We start from the raw sequence: 25,495 nt of genomic DNA, 5'->3' as shown, positions 1-25,495 counted from the left end.
GATCACATCGCGGTCGCCGGAACTGGCGAGTCCTGTGCTGCGCTCCCGGCCGGCATCCTGCCGCGGCCAACACCCGTCAGCCTGGTCCGCTTGAGCATCAGCGCGTTGATGGCAACAAGCGCGGAACTGCCCGACATGGCGAGCGCAGCAATCTCCGGGCTCAGCAGCACGGGATAGAGCACGCCGGCGGCGAGCGGGAAGGCGATGATGTTGTAACCCACCGCCCACCAGAGATTCTGGTGCATCTTGCGCAATGTCGCACGCGACAGGGTGATCGCACCGACAATGTCGAAGGGATCGCTCTTCATCAGGACGACGTCCGCGCTTTCCATGGCGACGTCGGTTCCCGCGCCGATGGCGAATCCGACATCGGCCTGCGTCAGGGCGGGCGCATCGTTGACGCCATCTCCGACCATGCCGACCCGCTGGCCTTGCGCCTGCAGTTCCTTGACCTTATCGGCCTTCTGCCCCGGCAGGACATCGGCGAGCACGATGTCGATGCCGAGTTCCGCGGCGATCCGTTTGGCCGTGCCCGCATTGTCGCCGGTGAGCATCGCGACCTTGACCTTGCGTTCGCGCAGTGCGGCGACGGTCGCCTTGGCGGTGGGGCGAGGTGCATCGGCAATCGCGATCAGGCCCAGTATCTCGCCGCCGCGGGCGACATGGACAACCGTGCGGCCGGCGCCCTTCAACCGCTCGGCGGGTTCCGCAAGCGCGCCCAATGGAACGTTTTCATCCTCCATTACCTGACGGTTCCCGACCACCACGGATGCACCTTCGACTTCGGCACCTGCGCCCTTGCCCTCGCGGTTGGCGAAATTGCGGGCTTCCGGCAAAGTGATGCCCGATGCGCGCTCCAGGATCGCGATGGCAAGCGGATGCTCCGAATTGCGTTCAACCGCTCCGGCCATGCGGAGCACCTCGTCCTGCGTATATTCCGCAGCCGCGACCACATCGACGACCTTGGGCTGCCCCATGGTGAGCGTTCCGGTCTTGTCGAAGATGATCACATCAAGCTTGGTCGCGTCCTCGAGCGCGCCGGCATTCTTGAACAAGATGCCGTTCATCGCACCAAGACCGGTTCCGACCATCACCGCCATCGGGGTGGCAAGACCGAGTGCATCGGGACAGGCGATCACGAACACGGTGATCGTCAGTGTCAATGCGAACAGCAAGGTCGAACCCAGCGCCCAGTACCAGCCGGCAAATGTGGCAAGGCCGATAACGATCGCGGCGAGCACCAGCCATTGCGATGCGCGATCCGCGAGCAATTGCGCCGGTGCCTTGGAGTTTTGCGCTTCCTGGACGAGCTTGACGATCTGGGCGAGGGCGGTATCCGCTCCCACTTTGGTCGCGCGGTAGCGGAAACTGCCGCTGCGGTTGATCGTGGCGCCAATGACCGCATCGCCAGGGGCTTTGGAGACCGGCATGGATTCTCCTGTCAGCATCGATTCATCGACGTCCGACTTGCCATCGAGAATCTCGCCGTCGACGGGGATCTTGTTGCCGGGGCGGATCAGAACGACATCGCCGACCAGCACCTCGGCGGTCGGCACTTCGATCTCCTTCCCGTCGCGCAGGACTGTCGCCATCGGCGGCGCCAGGTCCATCAATGCGCGGATAGCCTGCGAAGCGCCGGCCCTTGCCCGCATTTCGAGCCAGTGGCCAAGAAGAATGAAAACGAGCAGAACCGCCGAGGCTTCGTAGAATTGCTGGCCCTCGAAAAAGAAGGTGGTGCCGACGCTGAACAGATAGCCGGTGCCGACGCTCAGCAACACGAGCACGGCCATGTTGAGAATACCATTGCGCAGCGCTCGGATCGCGGCGACCACGAAGGGCCAGACGGGATAAAGGATCGCCGCGCTTGCAAGCAGGAACAAGGCGATGTTGAGCTCCAGGCCGAAAGGTGGGGTAAGCAAGGGGCGGTCCATCCCCATCGGAGACAGGCCGAAGATCGGAAGACTAAAGATCAGGCTGATGAAGAACCGGTTGCGCATGTCGCGCGCCATCGCGGCCATGTCCATCCCCGCGCCGTGCCCCATTTCATGAGCCATGGCGTCGTGCGCCGGCCCCCCTTTGGCGGCAGCAGCGACGGGTCCCGGCCGGTGATGATGGACGTGACCGGACGCGGGGCCCGCGCGGTTCTGGCTGTCGCCGTCTGGGGTCACCACGGCATCGCGGGCGCAGACATGCCGGGGGACGAGACGGCCGCCGCAGTGAAAGCCGCAGTCATTGATGATGCCGCGCAACTCGGCGACATTTATCAGCGTCTCGTCAAAGACGACCGTTACGCTCTCGGAAGCGGGATTGGCTTCGGCGCTGAGCACTCCAGCGCATTTTGAAAGCTGCTTTTCGACGCCGAGATGATCAAGGCATTGGAACAGCCCGCGGGCTTCAAGTGTCACGGTTGGCAAGGCAAGGCTCCGTTGTTGGTCTGGCTCGCCGATGGTGTTCAGCATGGCCACAGGTGTTCGAGGGGCCAAAGGAGGGGGGGCGTGCGGCCCCTCGAACAGAGTGGTGCGGCGCCCAAAGGGCTGTGCCGCACGTGTTCAGCCTACAGCATCAGCCGGTCGATTTGCACCCTTGGGAGTGCTTCGTCGCCGCGTCTTTGGTGGCGCTCGGGTCTTGTCCGCCGGTCTCCGCGGGACTTGCGGCCCGCTTGTTGCCGCAACAGCATCCCGACGACTCCGTCTTCTTGTCAGGCGCCTCGTTCTGTTTGGCTCGGATCGTCATGAATACCTCCATTGGTGGCTCCCCCCTGAGGGGATATGGTTCAAGACGCACTGGCGGCATGAAACTTACAGTCCGGAACCGGAACCTGGGAAACCTGTCGAACCAGCCCTGACCGGCGGGGCCAGACTGGAGGATGCCGAAGAATTCCATCTTGATGGCATCGTATAGCGCCTGCGGCAGGGAATCCTCTCGGCGCGCTGATAATCGTTGCTCGGGATGGCCTCGACCAGCTTTCATTGTTGGCGCTGGCGAACGCGGCGCCGGCATTCACACGATTCTTCTCTTCCTTCGACTTCGTCAGTGGCGCACGGCCGCTTCTGCAAGCGCGGCACCGATCATCGCCTTTGCTTCGCTCTCGATCTGATCGAGATGGTCGAGGCTCCGGAAGCTTTCCGCGTAGATCTTGTAGATATCCTCCGTTCCCGAAGGCCGCGCCGCGAACCAGCCGTTCGCGCTTCGTACGCGCACGCCGCCCAAGGGAGCGCCGCTCGATGGCGCGGCGCTTTCGATGGCGATCACGGCTTCGCCAGCCAATTGTCCAGCCTCGAAACTGTGCGGCGTCAGCTGCCTGAGCTGCTCTTTCTCGCGTCTCGTCGCCGGAGCGTCGGTACGCCGGTAGAACGGCTTTCCAATCGTGGCGGTCACCTCGGCGTAGAGCGCAGTGGGATCGCGGCCCGTCTTCGCCATGATCTCCGCAGCAAGCAGGCCGAGCGCGATTCCATCCTTGTCGGTAGTCCATACCGAGCCGTTCTTGCGCAGCAGGGTCGCTCCGGCGCTTTCCTCACCCGCAAAGCCGAGCTTGCCTTCGAGCATGGCGTCGACGAACCATCTGAACCCGACCGGCGTTTCGACCAGGGGGCGATCGAGATGCGCGGCAAGCCGATCGATAAGCGCGCTCGTTACCATCGTTTTTCCGATCCCGGCGTCGCGCGGCCACTGAGGCCGGTTCATGAACAGATAGGCAACGCAAGCGGCGAGATAGTCGTTCGGAGGCATCAACCCTTGCGAGGCTGTAACAATACCGTGCCGATCGGCATCCGGATCGTTGCCCACGGATATGTCGAATCGGTCCTTGAGATCGAGTAGCTGCGCCATCGCATAGGGCGAAGAGCAATCCATTCTGATGCGGCCATCGCGATCGGCGGGCATGAACCCGAAGCTCGGATCGACGGTGTCGCTGACCAGGCAAGCGTCGAGCCGATAAAGCTCGATGATGGCAGGCCAGTAGTCGACCGAACTGCCGCCGAGGGGGTCGATGCCAATTCGCAGGCTCGAGGCGCTGATCGCCTCGAAGTCGAGGACGTTGGCAAGATCGTCGACATAGGCCGAACGGAAATCCTGCCGTGACAATGCGGATGAACGATAGGCCCGGTCGTAGGGCATGCGGCGCACGCCGCCTAGCTTGGCGTCGAGTAGCGCGTTAGCGAGGCGCTCGATACTGCCGGCCACTTCCGGCTCCGAGGGTCCGCCATGCGGCGGATTGTACTTGAAGCCGCCATCCTCCGGCGGATTGTGTGAAGGAGTGATCACGACGCCATCGGCAAGGCCGCTCGTGCGCCCGCGATTGTAAGAGAGAATCGCGTGAGAGATGACTGGCGTCGGCGTAAAGCCGTCGCGCGCGTCGGTCACGACGGCCACCTCATTCGCTGCGAATACCTCGATTGCTGTCCTTGCCGCCGGTCCCGACAAGGCGTGCGTGTCGACCCCCAGGAACAAAGGACCGTCTATGCCGGTCCTTGCACGGTGAAGGCAGACCGCTTGGGCAATCGCCAGAATATGCGCCTCGTTGAACCTGCATTCGAGCGCCGAGCCGCGGTGGCCGGAAGTGCCGAACGTGACACGCTGGCCGGCGTTGCCAGGATCAGGGGCTAAGTCATGATAAGCACGGATCAGTCCCTCGACATCGACGAGCTGCGATGGATCGAGCCGTTTGCCCGCGTCGGGATGCGCGTCAGTCATGCTCCATCATCCTCCGGAATCGATGCTTCGCCCGGATTTTGGTTCAACCGGCCGGATTTGGCTATCCAGTTGGCGAGGCCTGGCCTTGTCTGCATGCGCGCGTCGTTTCGGGATCAAGGGAATTGACATCCGCAAGGACGTGGTGTTGCACGAGTTCTTACTGCGAAGCCTCACGTTCTTTCGGCAAAAACCATGATGCGCCACCCTGCGGCTATATATTCGGCCATTAGCACTCATGGCGGACGTCAGCCAATCGTCAGAAAAAGGGCCCCCCCGGCTGTGATGAGCGCCACCGCGCTTCCTGCGCCCACGATGAGTCCATGCTTCGGCGAACCCGTCAGTGCGCCCAATAGGGATTTGGTCAATGTATTCGCCGTGACCGCCAAGCCGATGCCGATCGCGGCAATCTGCGGATCGAGCGCTCCTTTGGACAATTGGGACAAGGACAGACTGATCGCATCGACATCGGCCAATCCGGAAATCGCCGACAGCCCGAATACGCCGGCGGGACCGGAGAACTGCGCCGCAAGTTTCGAGACCAGCATGACCCCGGCAATGAGTCCGGCAAGCTTCAAGGCCGTGCCCAGTTCCAGCGGGCTGGTCATGGCGATTTGCGGTCGCTCCATGTTGCGCTTGCCGGCGCGCAAAATAAAGATGGCGCCCATGATTAGGATGACAGAGCCCGAAATCGCCAGCGGCAGCATGATGAGGCCGAGCAGCGACGGATTGGCGATTCCGACGACGACGATCACACGCGCCATCATGACGGCACAGCTCATCAGCGTAGCGCCCGAAAGGAGCCAGCAGGCGTCCGGATGGGCCCTTGCCATCTTCGCGAAAGTCAAAGCGGCAGCGGTCGATGACGCCAGGCCGCCGGCGAGCGCGGATACGATCAGGCCGGCTCGCTCGCCGAAGATGCGGATCGCGAAATAGCCAAGAAAGGAAACGGCGGCGAGGAGGATCGTGAAACGCCAAATCTCGGTCGGATTGATCGCGTTCCATGGATCGATCGCCTTGTCGGGCAAAATGGGCGCAATGAGAGCGGTCATCACGACGAGAATGACGAATGCACGAATCTCCGGCCAGGTGAGCATTTTCAGCCACGCATGAAGGGGCTGCTTGAATGCGAGCATGGCCGTCGCCGCCGCTGCCGATGCAATTGCCACCGACATCTCGCCCAGAACTGCATAGGCTCCGAGCAGGAACGCCAGGAGTCCGGCAACAGTGCCGGTAACACTGAAGCCTTGTTCGGTTCGCGCTTCTAGATATTGGAAAGCGGCCGTGATCAGTCCGAACGTCAGGAATGCAAAGCTGAGAAAAATCGCTCCTGCGGTAGACGCGACAAGAGCACTGATACCTCCGAGCAAGCCGGAAAGACCATAGGTTCTGAGACCGGCCGCGCGCTTTCCTTCAGGTACTTCGCGAAGGCTCCAGCCGCGTTCGAGACCAAAGAGCAGGCCGATTGCCAGCGCGATGGCAAGGCGTTCAAACTGGCTATCGATGGGCATACCGCGAACCCTTGTCTCAACAACATTGCCGTCAACCGATCAGCCTCCGCTGGTCAGACAAAGAGCAATCTCAAGTTGCAGGACGTAGGCGAAGCGGCGGCCTTACAGAAGGTTCGGCCACGTTCCGCACATCAGCGGTATCGGCGGAGCTGCGGGATCGAGGGCTCGCAGCGGGCGAAGACTTGTTTCTCGGAATGTCGGCGTGTTTGTGCTCCGGATCACCAACAGGCAAATCGATGTACGAAGTCGGTTGAACGAGCTTTTGATCGTTCGTGACTTTGTCGACTCGCTGGAGGTTAATTCGTTGGGGGACTGGGCACCGCACTGTTCAGCTGCTCCCGCCTGGTAGATGCCGCAGCGAACATTGCAGCGTCGAATCGCAAGGCTCCCATGCCGATTTCATCGATCCACGTGATCTGACGCCCCCTCGCGAACTGTAAGCCGCGTGCGACCCGCGCGTCATGATTATGTTCGCGAGGCGTGCTCGCTCAGCCTGGATGGGAGCAGACATTATGCCGAGACTGACTGATTCCGGAGTTTGCGTTGGGATTGCCCTGCTCATGGCAAGCCTTGCTCATGTCCCCGAGGCGCGGTCACATGCCATCGCAGATGCCGGTTGGAGCACGGCCATGGTAAGTAGTAATCTTGCTGATAGCTCCGCCGCACAGGCCCAGCCCGATCTCGAGATCGCCTATTCGGACTTCATCGATCGCATCGACAGGAACGATGTTCGCGAGGTCGTGATCTCCGACAGCATGGTCAAGGGTGTGCTGGCTGACGGAAAGCGTTTCCAAACGACCGCCCCGCAGGACGCCGGCCTCATACCGCGGCTGCTCGATCACCGCGTAAGAATAACTGCCGCGCAGAGCAAGACCGGACCGACCTCAGCGGGCTGGTTGTGGTTGTTCATTCTGCTTCTTCTTCCGCTCGTGGCGATTGCGGGTTTCGTGATCTGGTCCCAGAAGCGTCAGGCCAAGAGCGGAGGCGGGGCGTTCGGCATCCGACAATCCCAAGCGAAGCAGGTCGAAACCGATGCGCCGCCCGTAACTTTCAAGGACGTTGCCGGCATCGATGAGGCGGAGTTCGAGTTGAGCGAAGTCGTCGAGTTTCTGAAGCGACCGGAGAGATTCCAGCGGCTTGGTGGAAAGATACCCAAAGGTTGCTTGCTTAGCGGGCCACCTGGGACTGGAAAGACCCTGCTCGCACGGGCTATGGCCGGAGAGGCGGGCGTGCCCTTCTTCTCGATGTCCGGCTCTGCGTTCGTTGAAATGTTCGTGGGCGTTGGGGCGCGCCGCGTGCGGGATTTGTTCGCCCAGGCGAAAAAGAACGCACCTTGCGTCGTCTTTATCGACGAGATCGATGCTGTCGGACGACACCGAAGCGCAGGCGTGGGGGGCGGTAACGACGAGCGCGATCAGACGCTCAATCAGCTGCTTGTCGAAATGGACGGATTTGCCGGCGACCAGGGCGTCATTGTCGTCGCCGCCACAAACCGCCCGGACGTCCTGGATCCGGCATTGCTGCGGCCCGGGCGCTTCGATCGCCAGGTGGTGGTGCCCGCTCCTGACGTTGGGGGCCGCGAAAAAATTCTGCGTGTGCACTTGCGGCACGTTCCTCTGGCGCCGGATGTGGACGCGCGAGTCATGGCGCGGGCGACCCCGGGCTTTTCCGGAGCGGACCTTGCAAACCTGGTCAACGAAGCCGCGCTGCTCGCGGCCCGATCCGGCGCTGAACGCGTCTCTACAGCCGAACTGGAGGCGGCGCGGGACAAGGTCCTGCTTGGCGCCGAGCGACGCTCCCTGGCGATGACCGCCGATGAAATACTCACGACAGCCTATCACGAGGCAGGACACGCCTTGGTCGCTCTGCTTGTCCCCGGCCATGATCCGCTGTACAAGGTGACGATCATTCCGCGCGGTCGTGCCCTTGGCGTCACGATGTCGTTGCCGGAGCGCGACCGTTACGGCCTTGCTCGCGTGGAACTGGAGGCGAAGATTGCCATGATGTTCGGCGGGCGCGTCGCGGAAGAACTCACCTTTGGGAAGGACAGGATTACCACGGGCGCCAGTGACGACATCCGCCAGGCCACCGTCCTTGCGCGGCGCATGGTCACCGAGTTCGGTTTCAGCGACCGGCTCGGCCCGCTGCGCTACGGCGACGGCGACCAGGACACCTTCCTCGGCCACGGCGGCAGTGCTCGGCTCAATGTTTCGGAAACCACCGCCAATATCATCGATGAGGAAATTCGGCGCATCATCGAAGAGGGCGAATCGAGGGCGCGCAAACTGCTCACCGAACGCCAGGACGAGCTTCAATGCCTGGCAGAAGCTCTCATGGAGCATGAAACTCTGTCGGGCGAGGAAATCCGCGCGCTTCTGGCAATTCCGGTAGCCGGCGGCAGATCCGAAAACGTCGGAATTCTTGAAGCGCGCGAAAGCGCCGTTCCCGAGATGTCATCGGTGCACTAGCGTCAGGTCTGCGATTTCGATACCGCTCAAGTGGCCCGCCCAGGATTGCTTCAACCCGCCGTTCGATCTCGCACAGTCCTCGTTTCGAAATCCTTCGGTACTGGCTCGAGTTCACGCTGGCCAATGCGTCGAATATTGCACGCGTGAGCGTGAAATTGTGTGCTGATTTCAGCTCGAGGTCCGGGTGGAGGATGTGGCCTGGGGCCAGCTCGCGCGTATGTCCTCGGGCAGGCAGCTTCGTATGTCCTCGATCTCGCCACTTGAAACATGGCGCCCGACGACTGCGAGTGCAGCCTCGACGGCACGTCTCGGATGACGCAGCTTCGTCGGTGCGATGGCGGCCATTACCGCCTCCACAAACTCGATCATCGAGTGGAGACGCGTTGGATGAGACTGAAAGCTCCACCCTTCATAATAGATCCCGCGGATCAGGTTTGGCAGCTGCCCGCCGAATTGGATGGCCTCGGCAGGAGGCAGGCGGTCGCGTAAGACGTGAAGGACGGCGCGCAGCAACGCATAAGTATGTGCCTGATCCACGTCGCCAAGCTCCGCGTCCAGATCCCCTAGCCAGAGGCGAGCCTGGTGAACCGCATGATCAATATGCCGTGATCCTGTGGTCATTCCTCAAATCCTTCAAATGAGTAGTTCGCGGCAATCGAGCGGAAACTCGCGTGATTGCCGGATCAATTTTATCCATGACAACCCTTATGCCGTACAGCCGACGTGGCTCTATTCGATGGAGGCCGCCACCCAGCGCTTCGCCCTGAGCATCGGACACAGATCAACTCGCCGACACGGCATTGAGCGCGGGCTCAGTTTGCTGGCCTGCCATCGGGGTCACCATCAGCTCCTTCTTGAGATGTTCGAGTTCTGCGGACCCGAGCGTCTCATGGGCGAGCAGATCTTTCGCGCTCCTTTCCAGCAAGGCCTGGTTGTGCGCGAGGACGCCGCGGGCGGTTGTGAAGGCATCGTCGATCAGCTTTCTGACGGCCTCGTCGATGGCCTCCGCGGTGCCGTCGCCATAGGTTTTCGGCCGCCAGAGCGGCGTCTGGCCGACAAGGAAGCTTCCGGTCTCCGGCTCATAGGCGACCTGGCCCAGTTCAGGCGTCATACCGAAACGCACCACCATGCTGCGGGCGATGTCGGTCGCACGTTGCAAGTCATCGGCGGCCCCTGTGGACACGTCCTGATAGATGAGATCCTCTGCCGCTCTTCCGCCAAGTAAAGCCGCCATGCGGTTCATGAGTTCACTGCGGCTGGCGAGGAACCGATCCTCCATGGGCCGCTGCAGCGTATAGCCGAGCGCGGCGATACCGCGTGGAATGATCGAGACCTTCTGGACGGGGTCGGTGCCCGGCAGGCTCATTGCGACAAGCGCGTGCCCCATCTCATGATGTGCGACAGTCTCACGCTCGCGTGGACTGAGCACCCGGCTCTTCTTTTCAATGCCGGCGACCAAACGTTCAAAGGCTTGCGTGAAATCCTCAAGGGTCGTCGCTTCCGCGCCGCGTCTGGTGGCGATGACCGCCGCCTCGTTGACGAGATTGGCAAGATCGGCGCCAGTAAAGCCCGGTGTGAGGCCCGCAACGGTGTCGATGTCGAGATCGGATTCAACGCGAATCCGCATCATGTGCACGCGAAGAATTTCAACGCGTCCCTTGCGGTCCGGACGATCGACCAGCACCTGACGGTCGAACCGGCCCGCACGAAGCAGTGCCGGATCGAGAACTTCAGGGCGGTTGGTTGCCGCAAGAACAATGATTCCGGCGCTCGGGTCGAAGCCGTCCATCTCGGCGAGAAGCTGATTGAGTGTCTGTTCCTTCTCTTCATGCCCCCCACCAGGCAGGTCGATCCCCCGTGCCCGGCCAAGCGCGTCGAGCTCGTCGATGAACAGGATCGCCGGGGCCTGCTTGCGTGCTTGCTCGAAAAGGTCGCGCACGCGCGCCGCGCCCACGCCCACGAACATTTCAACGAATTCCGAGCCTGTGATCGAGAAGAAGGGGACATGCGCTTCGCCGGCGACGGCACGCGCGAGCAGGGTCTTGCCGGTGCCCGGCGGTCCGACGAGCAGAACGCCCTTGGGAATGCGGGCACCGAGGCGGCCATACTTCTCGGGATCGCGCAGGAATCCGATGATTTCGGACAACTCCTGCTTGGCTTCGTCGACGCCGGCCACATCGGCGAACGTGGCTTTGACATTCTCTTCCGAATAAACCTTGGCACGGCTGCGGCCAATTCCCATCAAGCCGCCATGGCCTCCCGACGCCATTGGACGCAGCAGGAACATCCACGCCAGGATCAACAGCGCCGTGGGCAGAATCCACGAAAGCAGGTTCGACAGAAATCCAGGCGGCTCTTCGCCTCGATAGGTGATACCGCGCTTCTGGAGCTCGTCGGCGATCGCAGGATCGACTCGGATCGTGGAGAAATGCTGTGTCTCGGCTGCGCCCTTGCCTTTGCCGTTGGCCTCTTGACCAGCGGCCTTGTACGCGCCGGTTATCGTCGTCGGGCCCACAACGACGTCGGTGATCGCGTTTTTCTCGACGAGCGCTTGGAATTCGCTGAACGGGATTGTCTTCAGGTGGCCAGAACTCGTCCAGTAATTCTGCAGGATCACGAGCAGCAAAAATGCTACGATGATGTACACGATATCGAGCTGCGACAAGCCTTTCCGTTTTCTGTCCCCCTGTTCCATGTTCCGGTCCTTTTCCAAGAGAAGTTACCTGCGCCAGGAGGCCAGAAAGTTGTACAGTGGTCCGAAAACAAGAGCGACATACCAGTCCCAGGCGAAGCTTTCGCCGAAACCCAGGAAGAAGGTGCGCCAGCTCAGGAGCTCGAATCCGGGCAAAAAGATCGCGAGCGCCGAATGATTGATCAAGCATCCGGGGAATAACAGATGGCCGATTACGCACAGGACGTAGGAGAAGACGAGGAACAGGCTGAGGGCGAAGCCGAAGGCGAAAACCGGGATCAAGGCCGGACCGGGCCGTCGAGCATCATGCGCCATGGTGATGCGCTCCTTGAACTGTCCTTGCGGGCGCTTCGCCAGCAAATTCCTGCGGTGCGGCTTCGAACTTGTCCCGGCAGTCCGCCGAGCAGAAATAATAGGCCTTGCCCCGATAAATGCTGCTCTTTGCTCCAGGCGTAGCGACCGTCATCCCGCACACCGGATCAATCGCCGTTCCCGGCTCCTGCAGTCTGTCGCCCGATCCTTCATGAGAGCCATGATGGCCATGACCTCCGTGCCCCATGATATGGGCGCCACACCCGAACCGCATCATCACGAAGAACAGGGCTGCCCAGAAGAGCAGATAGAGGGTTGTGGTCATCGCTATCTCCGCATTTTTTCGCTCATTGGCATCTGCTGCATGGACTCACCCATGGGCATCTGCTGCATCATGCCTTGCGGGCTAAGCAGGGTGTCGGCCTTTTGTTTCTGCTCAGTGGACAACCCCGCATAGAGTCTTTCGAGCGCGGGACGCAGCGTGCGAATGTTGTCGCGCATGGCTTCGAGCATATGCTCGTGACGGTCTAGCCGCGCGATCGGCGACATGGTTGCGTTCCCTTGATGTCCCGCCATCATTGAGGCGCGCATATTCTCCATATTGGCGGCGACACCGCGCAGCGCGCTGGCATAGGCGTCCCACGCTTGCGACTGGGCGGACGTGATGTTGAGCTCGCTCCGGATCGCACCCAGACGCTGCTCGAAATGGGCAGTCATGTTCATGCCTTCACCCATCATCCTGCACATTGGCATGCCATCCATCATTTCGCCCTTCATCGGCATTTCCTTGCCGCCCATGCCAGCCATGCCCTTCATGGTGTCTGGCTGGGCGGGCGGTTGAGTGGAAGGCTGTGGCGTGGCCGCCGGCGCGTCGGTCGGATGGTGCCCGGAATGTGTATCCTGCGCTTGCACCACGGCAGGCGACGCGGCCAACATAGCCAACGCCATGGCACCAATGCTCACTCGTCCGAATCCGTTCATAGATGATCTCCTTGCAATCGACTTGCGTCATTCATCCGACGTTTCATGGGGTCGGAGATTACAGTCGAACTTTCGATCGAACGCAAAATCAGGGCGCGTCCCTGAATCAGTTGTCCCGGCGCAGGGGCCAGTCGCCTATGCGCAGCCTTCCTGAGACAAGATCGGCACTTGCCGTCGAGAGACCGAACAGTTCATTCTCGACGATCGCCGCGATAGCGTCCCGATAGTCCTCGCAGTTGGCGCCATGCGTCGGTCGGAGGCGTACGGTTGCCATTTGAGGGTCGCTCAGGGCCCCTCCAATGCTGCTGACAAGCAGGCAATGCGCTTCGCCAACTCCGTCCAGTCTCGCGACCCGCTCGGCAATGATGCCGGCGGCGATATTGTACAGCTTGCCGACATGCGAGATGGCGTTCTTGCCGGGAACCGATTCCATTGTCATCGGCCGGAAGGGCGTGATCAGTCCATTCACGCGATTGCCGCGCCCGGCCTGTCCGTCGTCACCGCTTTCCGCCGATGTGCCGAGAACCGTGAGGTAAAGGCTCATGGCGTCCGGGTCGTCGGCGGTGTTGACCGCGACAACGGCGGGCAGCTGATGATCTTCGGCGATCTGGCCGACGGTGGCGGCGACCAACTTCTTTGCGCGCAAATAGGTGGGCAGGCCGTCAATGTAGCGATCGACGAAGGCGCAGGCGACGGTGAGGCGGACCTGTTCCCCGTGCCGCAATGCCATAATCTTGATGTCCCGGCCGATTTCCAGATGGCCTTGTGTGGCCATACGCCCGAGTTCATGCTCGGCGGCGAGCACGACCTTCTCGAGCCTGCTGAGTGGCGCATAGCCGACGCCGATCGATGTGTCGTTGGCAAGAGGCGAGGCATTGGTTGCACTGCGGTCGAAGAGCGCGCTCAAATCGCTCGAACCCAGACGGACGAGGCAGTGCGTCCGCAAGTGCGAAGCCGGTTCAAACAGTGGAATATGGTCACTAAACCATGCCTCCGCGACCTCACGAACGATATCCTCAAGCGGGAGACCTTTCTCACCGCACTGGCTGATCGCACGTCCCGCCAGAAATATTTCCATCGGCTGCGTGATCCGCCCGCCGCCGAATGCGGGTTCGGAGCAGCCGCCCCAGAGCAGTGCCTTGTCGACGTTGTAGTGCAGAATGCGACCGAATGTGTCGAGGTAGCGGTGCGTGAGCTCCCGGCTCAGCGCTTCGGTCAGATGGTCGCAGATCGAATCGGGATGACCGGCGCCTTTGCGTTCGACGATCTCGACGGGGAGCAAGTCACCGCTGGGTTCGGTCAATGGCGTGAGATCGATCCGCATGATGTCACCTCGATGCGAGCTTTGTGGCCTCGAAAAACGCGCTCCGGATCCTGGTTGATCTGCCCCAGCCACAGATCCTTACGGGCTTGAGCGAGCCTGGCGCAACATGTCCTGTGCATGTCCATGCCCAATTGCGTACCGCGCCAGCGGGATCGTGTACCAGCGACCTGTAATCGTTCGACGCCCCATGCGTCCATCTCAACAGCGAATGCCGCGACTGGGTCGCCTCCTTCCAGCAATGGCGATCACGATTGGGGGACACAATGACGCGCACCGGATGTTTCGGACGAGGCGACATTCTTTTCAGTGAAGGTGACGCCGTTGAAGGCGTTCTGCACGTCCGCAGCGGAAGCGTCGAAATTCTGCGTCGGCGGGACGGTGTGGAAATCGTTCTTGGAACTATCCATAGCGGCCAGGTCCTCGGCGAGATGAGCGTTGTTGAAAAACGAGCTCGGCGCAGCGCGACAGCGCGTGCCGTCACGGACGGCGAAGTCGAGTTCATCGGCTCGGTCGAATTCCTCGATCGTATCAGCCGCTCCCCCGAAAACGCGCGAACCTTGATTGAACGACTTTGCCATCGACTTCACGATCTGGAAGATTGCTTCGTCGAAGATGAGCAGAGGCTGCAGCTGCCAGCAGGCAGGAATAGGCTTGGCGAATCCCTTGTGGTGCAGAACGTCATGCTGGCGGCCGACTCCCGGGGTTTACGCCGGCAGTTGCCCGATCCGCTGCGTGTTGACGCGGTTCCTTTCCTGGTCGGGAGGGCGGCTTTGCCGGGAGAACAGGCGCCGCCACGGGCATTGAACCTCGAGCTTGAGGACGAGGTTCCGTTGAGATTGTCTCGCAACCATTTCGCGATCATCCACCATGACGGGCGCTACCACGTCCGCGACCTTCGCAGCACGTTGGGAACGCTGGTCAATGGCCGGCCTATCGGCGAGCATTTCGGCTCGGATTTGGCGCCGCTCGTCGCAGGCGAAAATGAGGTGGTCGCGGGCGGAAAGGGTTCGCCCTTTGTGTTTTTCATCACCATTGTCGATGAGGGAAACGCGCGCCGATAAAGATCAGCGTCCGCCGACCGCTTTTGAAGAATTAGAAAGTGGTTTGGACTTCGAACCGGGGATCGCCAGATATAGGAACCAAATATTGAAATGGCCTCCTGCGATCAGGCAGACGCCGCTCAAGTACTGCGGAGACGCCACCGCATTCGCGGGAACGAAGGCCCGGCGTTCAGCGGCTCTGGAGTTTTGCACCGCTGGACATGACGCCGAAGGAACGGAGTAGACGACCATGCCTGTATCAAGGCCGCTCGCCACGCCTGATGTGCATGAGGTGTTCAATCAGACACCTGCTCTGGATGTCGGCAACTGGTTTACCAGTGATCGGGCTTTGACTGAAGCGGTGAGAAGGGCGGGCGGAGCACAGCACGAAAGGCGGCTGTCGCGCCTGGGCCGCCGGGCGGCTTCGGCCGAGGTGGTTGAGTGGGGCATATTAGCCAATCGCCATGTCCCGACCCTCGAAAATTACGATTCCCAGGGCCGCCGCATCGACGAAGTCGCATTCCATCCGGCCTATCACCAGCTCATGGGCTTGGGACTTGGCAATGGCATCGCCGCGGCAGCTTGGGATGGCACGCCGCACGGCCATGTGCTTCACGCCGCCATGAGCTATCTTCTTGGTCAGGTGGATGCCGGCACGATCTGCCCGATGACGATGACCTACGCCGCAGTGCCGGTTCTGAGGAGGGAATCTGCAGTCTCCGAGGAATGGTTGCCGCGTATCTTCGCCGCCCGTTACGATCCGGCTTCACGGCCCGCCTCCGACAAGGCGAGCGTGACGATCGGCATGACGATGACCGAAAAACAGGGCGGTTCCGACCTGCGCGCCAATACCACTCGCGCCGAGCCGGTTGATCGCGCACGCCGGACGTTCTCGCTTACGGGACACAAATGGTTCTGCTCGGCACCGATGAGCGATGCCTTCCTGACCCTTGCCCAGACAGAACGGGGATTGAGCTGTTTCCTCGTCCCGCAGTGGCTACCCGATGGCCGGCGCAACGCAGGTTTCCGGATCGTGCGGCTGAAGGACAAGCTGGGCGACAGGTCCAATGCGACAGCGGAGATCGAATATGATAGGGCTTTCTCCTGGCGCATCGGAGAGGAAGGTCGCGGCATTCCCACGATACTCGAGGCGGTGCAGCACACGCGCCTCGACTGTGTCGTCGGATCGGCCTCTGGCATGCGAGGTGCGCTTGTGCAGGCACTCTGGCACACGCAGCATCGCCAATGTTTTGGGCGCCGTCTTGCCGATCATCCGGCCATGGCGGCGGTGCTCGCTGATCTCGCGGTAGAAAGCGAGGCCGCGACCGCGCTCGCCGTTCGGATCGCCGCGGCGCTCGACGCCGGTGATCCGCTGACACGGCTGCTCACGCCCGTCGCCAAATACTGGATCTGCAAGCGTCTGCCAGGCTTTGCCGCGGAGGCGATGGAGTGCCTGGGGGGCAATGGCTATGTCGAATCCAGCCCCATGCCTCGCCATTTTCGCCAATCCCCCGTCAATGCGATCTGGGAAGGCTCGGGCAACATTGTCGCGCTCGATGTGCTCCGAGTTCTGCAGCGTGAACCCGAGGCGGTAGAAGCGCTTCGAGCCTTTCTTGCAGAGCCCATCGGGCAAGAGGCGAATTATGACCAATGGCTGAGCTACATCGATCTCGACTGTTGCGAGGAAGCCCGCGCGAGAGAACTTGTGGAACGGCTTGCGCTCGCCGCGCAGGCGGCGATCCTTCTCCTGGCGCAAAGCCCCCTGGCACCGGTCTTCTGCAGGTCGAGGCTTGGTGCCATGGGATTCACCTACGGTGCTGCCCCTGGTTTGACCGACGCGCGGGCTGTCATAGAGCGTGCGATGCCCAAGGGCTCCGCACCGGGGCAGGGAGATGCATGAACGCCGCTCTCCACATCAGCGCCGGTCCCCCATGAAGCGAAGCAGGAACAGGAACAGGTTGATGAAATCGAGATAGAGCGTCAGCGCGCCCATGACGACAGCCTTGCCGCGAAATTCGCTGCCACCCACTTCGAAATAGAGGCTCTTGAGCTTCTGGGTGTCGTAAGCCGTGAGACCCGCGAACAGCAGGACGCCGATGGCGCTCACGATCAGGTCCATCATGGATGAACGCAGGAACATGTTGACGAGCATGGCTATCAACAGGCCTACCAACCCCATGATCAGGAAAGTGCCGAAGCCCGACAAATCCTTCTTCGTGGTATAGCCCCATAGGCTGAGACCAGCGAAAGCTGCCGCGGACACAAAGAACGTGCGCGCGACACTTACGCCCGTATAAGCGAAAAGCACCGTCGACAGAGATACACCCATAAGGGCGGCGTAGACCCAGAACAGCGACTTTGCGGTCGACTCCGAAAGCCGGTTGATGCCAAATCCGAGCACGAAGACGAGAATCAACGGAGCGAAAACCGCGATCCAACCAAGCAATGTGGGTGCTCCGCTGGCGGCGAAGAACACCGACCTCACGGCGACGTTGCTCGCGACCAGCAGCGCAACCACGCCGGAGAGCAGCACGCCACTGGTCATGTAATTGTAGATCGCCAGCATATAAGACCGCAGGCCGGCGTCGAAGACGGCTGTTGGCGCTCCCATTCCAGCACGAGCGGTCGGAGGTGGGGCTGGTCTGAACCGATCTGCCATTTCTCAATCTCCTTTATTCCTTGAGGACCCGCCGCCGGCATTGGCGAAACTAACCGAAAAGACGTTCGGATATGCCCCAAATTACAGTTCGGCGGCGTTTGGCCTGCCCGATGCGACGTCGCGTTGACAGCGTGTTCCCAAATCGATCAGCGTGGCTTCGAACAGGCGGCGAAGCCAGGCTTGGACCGCCTTGGCATCGCGCAATTGCTCGAAGTGCTCCAAGGCCTTGAGCGCGAATGCCTGCATTACGTCGTCGGCCACAATCTCGTCGCGCAATCGTTGCGTCGCCACTGTCCGGTAGCGTTGGTAGCAATAGGCCAGTTCGGTGCGCACGAGGCGGCGCTTCGTTTCACCTGCATCGTCCCCGCAGGAGGAGGGCCTATTCTCGGCGTCAATTGCGCTATCAGAACATGTGTCAGACATGGTTATCGCTTCCATCACGCATTTTGGGACAAGAGACGCGCTCCAGTAAGGGAAATGGTCAACCGGTAGCGTGGCTCAGGGCCACGGCCGCTTCGATCTCGTTGAGAAGGAATGGTCCGTCGAACGGCGTGTCCTTGGGGATGCGCTGGAGCAAGCGGCCCGGATCCGCGGTGATCATCAGGATGGGTATGCTGCGTTGCTTCGCAATGTGCCGGGCAGCGCTCAAGGCTGAACCCGTCTCAACCGAATCACCGACGACCACGAGGTCGGGCTCGCGTCGCGCCGCTGCCGCAACTGCCAGCTCTTCGGTCCATGTCTGATCGAATGAATGGAAGCCGAGAGACGAGAGTCGATCCTGGATCGCGCGGCTGACGATCATGTTGTCATCGATGATGAGCGCATGAGACATGAGTCTTTCTCTCGATTGCCAGAATGTTCTTTTGGCTGTGACCGGAGCGGCGGGCATTAGGGGCGGTTACGTAATTGTGTCCTTCACCAAGCCGTGGGCAATGCCCGGGTTCGCTGCCCATGCAGTGTGCCGGCGCTTCGAAGACCTTGGGCGGGCGCAACCTCCCAGCCCATGCGCAAAGTCGCGAGCCAAATAAACTTAGCCAAAGAGCTTCACCCCGATGTGGATTGCATAGCCAAGAGCGGCTATAAATAATATCGTTATCAGTATAGTCTTGATGTTATCTTTGAATCTCCCACTCATAATTTTTACCCTTTCCTATTGTCATGAATATTTTCAGAGCAAGAATTGCTTCGTGGGCTCCAGGTCCGTAAATCTTCTGCACGATCAGGGCGATGGAGCCCAAGGACGGCCACGCATTGGACATCTTCCTATGGCCCTCATCACTTCTGGGGTCGTTGAGAGTAGCCGTGTCGCAACTGTCTTCTCCTCCAGACTCAAGCCTCAACGGATGAAACTCATTAAAGCATCGCAGGACCATCCGCACGGTAAGCTCGAACTTCGATGGAACGCGCCTGCGTGCTTCAACTTCTTCAGAATGCGCGATACTCGCTCTTGCAACTTGGGAGCATGTTACGCACTCAGATTTTCGCGCTTCTCAGGCGCAGCGCGTTCGTGACGACCGAGATCGATGAAGCGCTCATGGCAAAGGCGGCGAATATCGGGCTGATCAGGATGCCGAAGAAGGGGTACAGCAAGCCCGCCGCCACCGGCACGCCGGCGGCGTTGTAGATCAGGGCGAAGAACAGGTTCTGGCGGATATTGCGCATGGTGGCGCGGGCCAGCCTACGCGCGCGGACAATCCCGTCGAGATTGCCCTTCACCAGCGTGATGCCTGCACTTTCGATGGCGACGTCCGCTCCCGTTCCCATGGCGATGCCGACATCGGCCTGGGCAAGGGCTGGTGCATCGTTCACGCCATCGCCGGCCATCGCGACCTTGCGCCCTTCGGCTTGAAGCTCCTGGATGATGCGCGCCTTGTCCTCGGGCAGCACGTCGGCGCGGATTTCGTCGATGCCGAGCCGAGCGGCCACCGCCCTGGCGGTGCGTTCGTTGTCGCCCGTCGCCATGATGATGCGAAAGCCCAGTTCATGGAGCGCCTTCAAGGCATCCGGCGTGGTTTCCTTTACCGGGTCGGCGACGCTGACGAGGCCGGCAACGGTGCCGTCCAGCATCACGAACATCACAGTTTCGCCCTGGTCGCGGTGGGCATTGGCCTTCTCTGTCAGTTCAGCCGCTTCGAGACCCAGATCGGTGACGAGCTTGAGGTTGCCGAGCGCGACATGCTTGCCGTCGACCACGCCTTTCACGCCCTTGCCTGTGACCGCCTCGAAGTCGCTTGCTTCGCCCAGTGCCACTCCGCGCTCCTCCGCGCCCGCGACGATCGCTTCGGCCAGAGGATGTTCGGAGCCCCTTTCAAGCGTTGCCGCCAGGCGCAGGACTTCGGCTTCGTCGTGACCCGGCTCGGGCAGGACGGAAACCAGCTTCGGCTTACCCAAGGTCAAGGTTCCGGTCTTGTCGACCATCAGCGTATCGATCTTCTCGAACCGTTCGAGTGCCTCGGCGTTCTTGATCAGAACGCCTGCCTGCGCGCCGCGTCCCGTCGCCGTCATGATCGACATCGGCGTGGCAAGCCCGAGCGCACAGGGGCAGGCGATGATGAGGACGGCAACGGCGGCGATTAGCGCGTAGGAGAGCGCCGGAGCAGGACCCCAAAAGGCCCAGCCGATGAAGGAGAGGATAGCGATGCCGATGACCACCGGCACGAACCATCCCGAAACCTTGTCGGCATATTTCTGGATCGGCGCACGCGAGCGCTGCGCGTTGGCGACCATCTCGACGATCTGGGAAAGCATCGTATCGGCACCCACACGGGTTGCTTCGATGACCAGACTGCCGGTGCCATTGATGGTGGCGCCGGTCACAGGGTCGCCCGCGACCTTCTCCACCGGAACGGGTTCGCCCGTGATCATGCTCTCATCGACCGACGAGCGCCCGTCCGTCACGACGCCATCGACTGGCACCTTGTCGCCCGGCCGCACGCGCACCCGGTCCCCGACCAACACGTCTTCAAGCGGGATTTCCTCTTCGCTGCCATCCTCGCGGATCACTCGGGCGGTCTTGGCCGCAAGATCGAGCAGGGCACGGATCGCCTTGCCGGTTCCCTCGCGTGCGCGAAGCTCCATAACCTGGCCCAGCAGCACCAGCGTGACGATGACCGCCGCCGCCTCGAAATAGACCCCGACATGGCCTTCGGCATCGCGGAAGCCGTCGGGGAATATGCCCGGCGCCAGGACCGCGACGACGCTGAAGGCCCAGGCGGCGAAGACGCCCATGCCGATCAGCGAGAACATGTTGAGGTTCATCGTGCGGAAGGAATTCCAGCCGCGCACGAGGAATGGCCAGCCGCACCACAGGACGACGGGTGTGCCGAGCACCAGTTCGATCCAGAGTGTGTTGCGTTCCCCGAAGATATCCCTGACGCCGCCAAGGCCGAGGTACGGCCCCATGGTGAAGACCAGCAGCGGAAGCGTCAGCGCCGTGCCGATCCAGAATCGGCGCGTGAAGTCGACCAGTTCGGGATTGGGTCCCTCTTCGGCCATCGTAGCAGATTGGAGCTCCAGCCCCATGCCGCAGATCGGGCAGGAACCGGGCTTCGTTTGCCGAACCTGCGGATGCATCGGGCAGGTGTAGACCGTTCCGGAATATCCGGCCGGCACCTTGTCGTACCGCTTGTCGTCGGCTCCATCCCCGGCATCTGCGGAATGGGCATGGTGGCCATGACAGCATGCGTGGCCGTCCTTCGCCTGCTCGCTGCCTTCAGGCACGAGATGCATCCCGCACTTTGGGCAATCTCCCGGCCCCTCCTGCCGCACTTCGGGGTGCATTGGGCAAGTGTAGATCGTGTGATCGCTTGCCTCGTGGTGCTCGTGATGGGTGTGGTCGTTCATGGCGTCACCGTGTCGTTCTTGCTGTGGCTCGACTGATCGATTGATTCCTGGGCTTGCAGGTCGCGGCATGCGTCGGCCAGCGCCTGCGCGAGCGAGATTGCATTGCTGACATGCGGTATGGAGTCCGTCGTCACGACCCGTGATGCGCCCGCCGCAAGAATATCGTCATGGGCATCGCCGGCAAACACCGCATGGATCACGACGCAGATCGGTGGCCTAGTTCCTGCTACGAGCAGTCGCTCGATTGCCTGGATCAGCGTCCGTCCCGATGAGGCAATGTCATCGACGATCACGGGCGTTCCGTCGAGAAGCGCTTCGCTATGCGGCACGCTGACTTCGACACTGCGATCGCCGCTACGGTGCTTTTCGAGCACTTCATAGGGCCGGTCCGCCAGTCGGGCGACTTCAGCGACCCATTGCCGGCTCTCGCTGTCGGGACCGAGTAGCACCGCATCGGGTGCGTTTGCGGCGATCCATTCGCCCAGCAGGGGTGCGGTTTCGATCCGGCGGACCGGAATGTCGAACAGGTCTTCGAGTGCATGGATCCGGTGCAGATGCGGATCTGCGGTCACCAACCAGTCGAAGCTCTCCTCCAGGAAGCGGGCAAACAAGGGAGCGCTGACCGCCTGGCCTTCGGCAAATCGCCTGTCCTGCCGCATGTAGGCGAGATAGGGCGCGATCAGTCCGACGCGGCGAGCACCCATTTCTCTGGCTGTCTCTGCTGCAAAGCGCAGGGACAACGCAAGCGGATCGGGCTCCCGCAGTGTAGCGAGAACGGCGACATCCTTACCTGCAAGGTCGGCAGGCAAGGTCACGAGGCTCTCGCCATCCGGGAAGCGGTGGACATCGACCTCGCTCGTCTGTGCCCCGGATTGTTTGGCGATGGCTTCGCCGAGGGGCATCATGCCGGGGAAGGCCAGGATATGGGTCATGGCGCCTCTCCGATCCGGAAGGGAGAGGCCCCCGACCGGGCAAAGTCATGCGCCCAGCCAAGCTCACCCGGCGTTTCCGCGTGAATCTCGTAGAGCGGCTGGCCTGCATCGATCACATCGCCCGGCCTTGCGAGTAAACGTACACCGGCGTGCTTGCGGCCCGGAGCCCCGGCCAGTTTCGCGATCTTGGCGATGCGGCGGTTGTCGATCTCCCGGACCGCGCCGCCAACATCAGCTGTTTCGATGGAGTGGTAAGGCGCGCTGCCCGGTTGGCGAAACCCGCCCTGCGCTTCGCAGATGGACAGGAATTTTGCTTCGGCAGCGCCGCTGTCGAGCAAGTTCCTCGCCGTCTCGCGGCCCTGTCCGCCGTTCGCTTCCGCCAGGTCAAGCAGGGCGCCCGCCAGGTCCAGCGCTCTTTCGCGAAGGTCCATCGGGGCATTGGGGGCACGCCTCAGAACCGCAAGCAGGTCGTGTGCCTCGAGCGCCGGGCCGATACCGCGTCCCACCGGGGCCGATCCGTCACTGACATGGATCCGCAGCGTTAGGCCGATCGCCTGGCCAACGGTATGCAGACGCTCGGACAGGGTTCGCGCAGCCGCCTCCGTTCGGACCTTGGCCGTGGGTCCGACCGGCATGTCGATAAGCACATGGGTTGAACCCGCTGCCGCTTTCTTGGAGAGCACGCTGGCGACGAGCTGGCCGTCGCTGTCGAAATCGAGCGGCCGCTCGATCCGGATCAGCAAATCGTCGGCGGGGCTGAGATCGAGGCCACCGCCCCAGACGACGCAACCACCCTCACTTTCGACCACGCGGCGCATGGCGGCGATGTCGAGCGCGACCGGCGCCAGAACTTCCATCGTGTCGGCGGTGCCCGCTGGCGAGGTAATCGCGCGGCTCGAGGTTTTGGGTATGCGAAATCCCGCGGCAGCAAGGATGGCCACGACAATGGGAGTGGTCCGGTTGCCCGGCAGTCCGCCTACGCAATGCTTGTCGAGGACCAGCCCCGCACCCCAGTCAAGCGTCTTGCCCGCGCCGTGCATCGCCCGCGTAAGGGCGATCGTTTCGGCAATATCGAGCCGATCACCGGCGCATGCCGTGATGAAGGCGGCAAGATCGAGATCGGACAGGCGGTGCGCCACCGTATCGTTGATGATGGCCTGACAACCAGCCGCATCGAGGCGCTGGCCGTAGACCTTGGAACGGATCGCGGAAGCCGAGGCCGGCGGCTCCGGATGCGAGAAGGTGACGAACTCGCCGTCGTCGGCCTTGAGCGCGGTCCAGGCGGCTTCACTGAGGGCAGCTGTATCGGGCGGCAGCCAGTCAGCATCAGTAACCACATTGAGCGCGGCAACGATTGACCGCTGATCGAGCGTTATCTCGACCTGCGTCAGAACCGAGAAGCCCTCCGCCCGGCACAGGTGGCAATCCTCGCGCATGTAGACGACCGGCTGACGATAGGTGTCGATACCGGCCCGGATCAGGGGAATCGTGTGCACATCCAGGGTCATCTCGGCTTCCGGATGCTGACCCGCTCGAGATGTTCAGGTACACGCACATTCCATCCGAGCTCGTGGTCAATGCGGAAGCGTAGGGCATCGGCGCTGTCGGGTTCGCCATGGGTGACATAGGTCATTTCCGGCGGCTTGGCCTGTCCCATCCAGCCCAGCAACTCGTTGGCGTCGGCATGACCCGAGATGCCTTCAAGTTGAATCACTTCGGCGCGGATTTCGATCTCGCGCCCGAAGAGCCGCAAATGCCGCTCGCCTCTGGCGAGCACAGCGCCCCTCGTACCACCAGCCTGGAACCCGCTCAGTACGATCGCGTTCTTCGGATCGGACCCGAAACTGACCAGATGGTGGAGGACCCGGCCGCCCGCGAGCATGCCGCTTGCGGAAATGATGATCATCGGCCCGTTGCGGCGGTTGAGTTCCTTCGATTCCTCGACCGTGCGCACGCGTTCGGCGAGATCGAACATGGCCTTGCAGTCGTCCCAGCTGACGTGATGCTCATCGTGGTGGTTGTGGTAGATTGCGGTCGCGTCCACGCCCATCGGGCTGTTGAGATAGACCGGCACGTAGGGAATGGCGCCCCGCTCCCGCAGTTGCGCGATCTGCAGCATTACGCCCTGGATACGGCCCACGGCGAAAGCGGGGATCACGATCGCCCCGCCGCGCCGTGCGACCCGATTGATAACCTCCGCCAGTTCGGCTTCGGGATCATTCTGCGGGTGAACGCGGTTGCCGTATGTGGATTCGGTCACGAGAATGTCGGCGCCTGGATATGGCCGCGGCCCGTGCATCAACGGGTCGGTTTCGCGTCCGACATCGCCGCTGAAGTGCACCGTGCGCCCGTCGACGGTCACCTGGATCTGCGCCGCGCCGAGCAGGTGCCCGGCGGGGATGAAGCGGGCCGAGATGCCGTCTCCGAGGTCAAGAACCTTGTCGAACGCGGTTTCCCGGAAATGGTCCAGCGCCGCGCGGGCATCCTCGAGTGTATAGAGTGGCTTCGGGTTCGCGTGCCTGGAATAGCCCTTGCGCTTTGCATAGCGGGCCTCTTCCTCCTGTAGGTGCCCGCTGTCGGGAAGCAGGAGGCCGCAGAGTTCGGCGGTGGCCGGCGTGCAATGGATATGGCCCTGGAAGCCGTTTCGGACCAGCGCGGGCAGATAGCCGGAATGGTCGAGATGGGCGTGTGTGAGAAGGACACTGTCTATTGACTTTGGCGGAACGGGGAACGGATTCCAGTTGCGCAGCCTTAATTGCTTGTATCCTTGGAAGAGCCCGCAATCTACAAGAACGCGCCGACCGTTGGCCTCGATCAGATAGCGTGAGCCGGTGACCGTGCCTGTCGCGCCAAGGAAACTGAGCGAGGGTTCTTGAGCGGTATTCATATCAATCCTCTAGGTCAATAATCGTTCAGTGCGCTCGGCCTGGTCTGAACTCCGGGGCAAAACCAGGTTAGACCAAGGAAGCCGACAGCAGTCCAGTGAGCCGCTGTCGACGGATCCAGTAGCGAAGCCTGGCAAGGTCATCCGGCCCAAGCTTGTC

The 25,495-nt window shown here is 61.8% G+C and carries 19 protein-coding genes; 3 read left to right on the top strand and 16 right to left on the bottom strand.

Going from position 1 to position 25,495, the window contains the following annotated elements; translation table 11 throughout:
• Window positions 1–2 precede the first annotated feature (2 nt).
• The 3 genes from B2G71_RS11500 to B2G71_RS11485 form a co-directional block, all read right to left on the bottom strand.
• Complete coding sequence (locus tag B2G71_RS11500; RefSeq protein ID WP_229710134.1) at window positions 3–2,405, bottom strand: heavy metal translocating P-type ATPase; 2,403 nt, start codon at window positions 2,403–2,405, stop codon at window positions 3–5.
• A 625-nt stretch (window positions 2,406–3,030) separates the two neighbouring features.
• Entirely contained in the window at window positions 3,031–4,692 is a 1,662-nt protein-coding gene (gene pgm, locus B2G71_RS11490; RefSeq protein WP_098105913.1) for a phosphoglucomutase (alpha-D-glucose-1,6-bisphosphate-dependent), read from the bottom strand.
• A 245-nt stretch (window positions 4,693–4,937) separates the two neighbouring features.
• On the bottom strand, window positions 4,938–6,200 hold the full coding sequence (locus B2G71_RS11485) for an MgtC/SapB family protein (protein ID WP_098105912.1): 1,263 nt from the start codon (window positions 6,198–6,200) through the stop codon (window positions 4,938–4,940).
• A gap of 629 nt (window positions 6,201–6,829) precedes the next feature.
• On the opposite strand from B2G71_RS11485, the gene ftsH (B2G71_RS11480) reads away from it, so the two are divergent.
• Window positions 6,830–8,668 (top strand): ATP-dependent zinc metalloprotease FtsH, encoded by a 1,839-nt coding sequence (gene ftsH / locus B2G71_RS11480; protein ID WP_240530121.1) that lies wholly within the window; start codon window positions 6,830–6,832, stop codon window positions 8,666–8,668.
• A 168-nt stretch (window positions 8,669–8,836) separates the two neighbouring features.
• Here the strand turns inward: ftsH (B2G71_RS11480) and B2G71_RS11475 are convergent, their stop codons facing one another.
• The 6 genes from B2G71_RS11475 to B2G71_RS11450 all read right to left on the bottom strand — a co-directional run bounded on the left by B2G71_RS11475 (window position 8,837) and on the right by B2G71_RS11450 (window position 13,977).
• Window positions 8,837–9,289: a DUF2267 domain-containing protein gene (locus B2G71_RS11475; RefSeq protein WP_098105911.1), complete on the bottom strand. Its 453-nt coding sequence runs from the start codon at window positions 9,287–9,289 to the stop codon at window positions 8,837–8,839.
• 160 nt (window positions 9,290–9,449) lie between these two features.
• Window positions 9,450–11,363 carry an ATP-dependent zinc metalloprotease FtsH gene (gene ftsH / locus B2G71_RS11470; RefSeq protein WP_098106002.1) on the bottom strand — a complete coding sequence of 638 codons (1,914 nt, stop codon included), beginning with the start codon at window positions 11,361–11,363 and terminating at the stop codon, window positions 9,450–9,452.
• 24 nt (window positions 11,364–11,387) lie between these two features.
• On the bottom strand, window positions 11,388–11,675 hold the full coding sequence (locus B2G71_RS11465) for a hypothetical protein (protein WP_098105910.1): 288 nt from the start codon (window positions 11,673–11,675) through the stop codon (window positions 11,388–11,390).
• Complete coding sequence (locus tag B2G71_RS11460; protein WP_098105909.1) at window positions 11,665–11,997, bottom strand: YHS domain-containing protein; 333 nt, start codon at window positions 11,995–11,997, stop codon at window positions 11,665–11,667. The genes B2G71_RS11465 and B2G71_RS11460 overlap by 11 nt, the downstream gene beginning before the upstream one ends.
• A 2-nt stretch (window positions 11,998–11,999) precedes the next feature.
• The gene (locus B2G71_RS11455) at window positions 12,000–12,653 is read right to left on the bottom strand and encodes a Spy/CpxP family protein refolding chaperone (protein WP_098105908.1); all 654 of its coding nucleotides are present in this window, start codon (window positions 12,651–12,653) and stop codon (window positions 12,000–12,002) included.
• A gap of 106 nt (window positions 12,654–12,759) precedes the next feature.
• Entirely contained in the window at window positions 12,760–13,977 is a 1,218-nt protein-coding gene (locus B2G71_RS11450) for a methionine adenosyltransferase (RefSeq protein ID WP_098105907.1), read from the bottom strand.
• 263 nt (window positions 13,978–14,240) lie between these two features.
• On the opposite strand from B2G71_RS11450, the gene B2G71_RS11445 reads away from it, so the two are divergent.
• Window positions 14,241–15,038, top strand: a complete 798-nt coding sequence (locus B2G71_RS11445) for a cyclic nucleotide-binding domain-containing protein (protein ID WP_098105906.1) — start codon at window positions 14,241–14,243, stop codon at window positions 15,036–15,038.
• A 229-nt stretch (window positions 15,039–15,267) separates the two neighbouring features.
• Window positions 15,268–16,917 (top strand): acyl-CoA dehydrogenase family protein, encoded by a 1,650-nt coding sequence (locus tag B2G71_RS11440; RefSeq protein ID WP_098105905.1) that lies wholly within the window; start codon window positions 15,268–15,270, stop codon window positions 16,915–16,917.
• A gap of 15 nt (window positions 16,918–16,932) precedes the next feature.
• Here the strand turns inward: B2G71_RS11440 and B2G71_RS11435 are convergent, their stop codons facing one another.
• From B2G71_RS11435 to B2G71_RS11405, 7 genes are all read right to left on the bottom strand, one after another.
• The gene (locus tag B2G71_RS11435) at window positions 16,933–17,628 is read right to left on the bottom strand and encodes a Bax inhibitor-1/YccA family protein (RefSeq protein ID WP_013833476.1); all 696 of its coding nucleotides are present in this window, start codon (window positions 17,626–17,628) and stop codon (window positions 16,933–16,935) included.
• A gap of 129 nt (window positions 17,629–17,757) precedes the next feature.
• Entirely contained in the window at window positions 17,758–18,009 is a 252-nt protein-coding gene (locus tag B2G71_RS23755; protein ID WP_168176342.1) for a sigma factor, read from the bottom strand.
• 148 nt (window positions 18,010–18,157) lie between these two features.
• Entirely contained in the window at window positions 18,158–18,508 is a 351-nt protein-coding gene (locus B2G71_RS11425) for a response regulator (protein WP_098105903.1), read from the bottom strand.
• Between the two features lie 641 nt (window positions 18,509–19,149).
• Window positions 19,150–21,519: a copper-translocating P-type ATPase gene (locus B2G71_RS11420; RefSeq protein ID WP_206049377.1), complete on the bottom strand. Its 2,370-nt coding sequence runs from the start codon at window positions 21,517–21,519 to the stop codon at window positions 19,150–19,152.
• On the bottom strand, window positions 21,516–22,451 hold the full coding sequence (locus tag B2G71_RS11415; RefSeq protein ID WP_098105901.1) for a ribose-phosphate diphosphokinase: 936 nt from the start codon (window positions 22,449–22,451) through the stop codon (window positions 21,516–21,518). Before B2G71_RS11415 ends, B2G71_RS11420 begins: the two co-directional genes overlap by 4 nt.
• Window positions 22,448–23,959, bottom strand: coding sequence for a thymidine phosphorylase family protein (locus B2G71_RS11410; protein ID WP_098105900.1), 1,512 nt, complete (start codon window positions 23,957–23,959; stop codon window positions 22,448–22,450). Before B2G71_RS11410 ends, B2G71_RS11415 begins: the two co-directional genes overlap by 4 nt.
• Window positions 23,956–25,338 carry an MBL fold metallo-hydrolase gene (locus tag B2G71_RS11405; protein WP_098105899.1) on the bottom strand — a complete coding sequence of 461 codons (1,383 nt, stop codon included), beginning with the start codon at window positions 25,336–25,338 and terminating at the stop codon, window positions 23,956–23,958. The genes B2G71_RS11410 and B2G71_RS11405 overlap by 4 nt, the downstream gene beginning before the upstream one ends.
• Between the last annotated feature and the right edge of the window lie 157 nt (window positions 25,339–25,495).

Source organism: Novosphingobium sp. PC22D, assembly GCF_002556635.1.
Taxonomy (GTDB): Bacteria; Pseudomonadota; Alphaproteobacteria; order Sphingomonadales; family Sphingomonadaceae; genus Novosphingobium.
This window is presented reverse-complemented; position numbering and strand designations above follow the sequence as displayed.

Coding starts and splice junctions, on each gene's coding strand:
- B2G71_RS11445 (WP_098105906.1), top strand. CDS start 14,241: ATGACGCGCACCGGATGTTTCGGACGAGGCGACATTCTTTTCAGTGAA.
- B2G71_RS11450 (WP_098105907.1), bottom strand. CDS start 13,977: ATGCGGATCGATCTCACGCCATTGACCGAACCCAGCGGTGACTTGCTC.
- pgm (WP_098105913.1), bottom strand. CDS start 4,692: ATGACTGACGCGCATCCCGACGCGGGCAAACGGCTCGATCCATCGCAG.
- B2G71_RS11425 (WP_098105903.1), bottom strand. CDS start 18,508: ATGTCTCATGCGCTCATCATCGATGACAACATGATCGTCAGCCGCGCG.
- B2G71_RS11420 (WP_206049377.1), bottom strand. CDS start 21,519: ATGAACGACCACACCCATCACGAGCACCACGAGGCAAGCGATCACACG.
- B2G71_RS11455 (WP_098105908.1), bottom strand. CDS start 12,653: ATGAACGGATTCGGACGAGTGAGCATTGGTGCCATGGCGTTGGCTATG.
- B2G71_RS11415 (WP_098105901.1), bottom strand. CDS start 22,451: ATGACCCATATCCTGGCCTTCCCCGGCATGATGCCCCTCGGCGAAGCC.
- B2G71_RS11475 (WP_098105911.1), bottom strand. CDS start 9,289: ATGACCACAGGATCACGGCATATTGATCATGCGGTTCACCAGGCTCGC.
- B2G71_RS11465 (WP_098105910.1), bottom strand. CDS start 11,675: ATGGCGCATGATGCTCGACGGCCCGGTCCGGCCTTGATCCCGGTTTTC.
- B2G71_RS11405 (WP_098105899.1), bottom strand. CDS start 25,338: ATGAATACCGCTCAAGAACCCTCGCTCAGTTTCCTTGGCGCGACAGGC.
- B2G71_RS11410 (WP_098105900.1), bottom strand. CDS start 23,959: ATGACCCTGGATGTGCACACGATTCCCCTGATCCGGGCCGGTATCGAC.
- B2G71_RS11435 (WP_013833476.1), bottom strand. CDS start 17,628: ATGGGAGCGCCAACAGCCGTCTTCGACGCCGGCCTGCGGTCTTATATG.
- ftsH (WP_098106002.1), bottom strand. CDS start 11,363: ATGGAACAGGGGGACAGAAAACGGAAAGGCTTGTCGCAGCTCGATATC.
- B2G71_RS11440 (WP_098105905.1), top strand. CDS start 15,268: ATGCCTGTATCAAGGCCGCTCGCCACGCCTGATGTGCATGAGGTGTTC.
- B2G71_RS11485 (WP_098105912.1), bottom strand. CDS start 6,200: ATGCCCATCGATAGCCAGTTTGAACGCCTTGCCATCGCGCTGGCAATC.
- B2G71_RS11460 (WP_098105909.1), bottom strand. CDS start 11,997: ATGACCACAACCCTCTATCTGCTCTTCTGGGCAGCCCTGTTCTTCGTG.
- ftsH (WP_240530121.1), top strand. CDS start 6,830: ATGGTAAGTAGTAATCTTGCTGATAGCTCCGCCGCACAGGCCCAGCCC.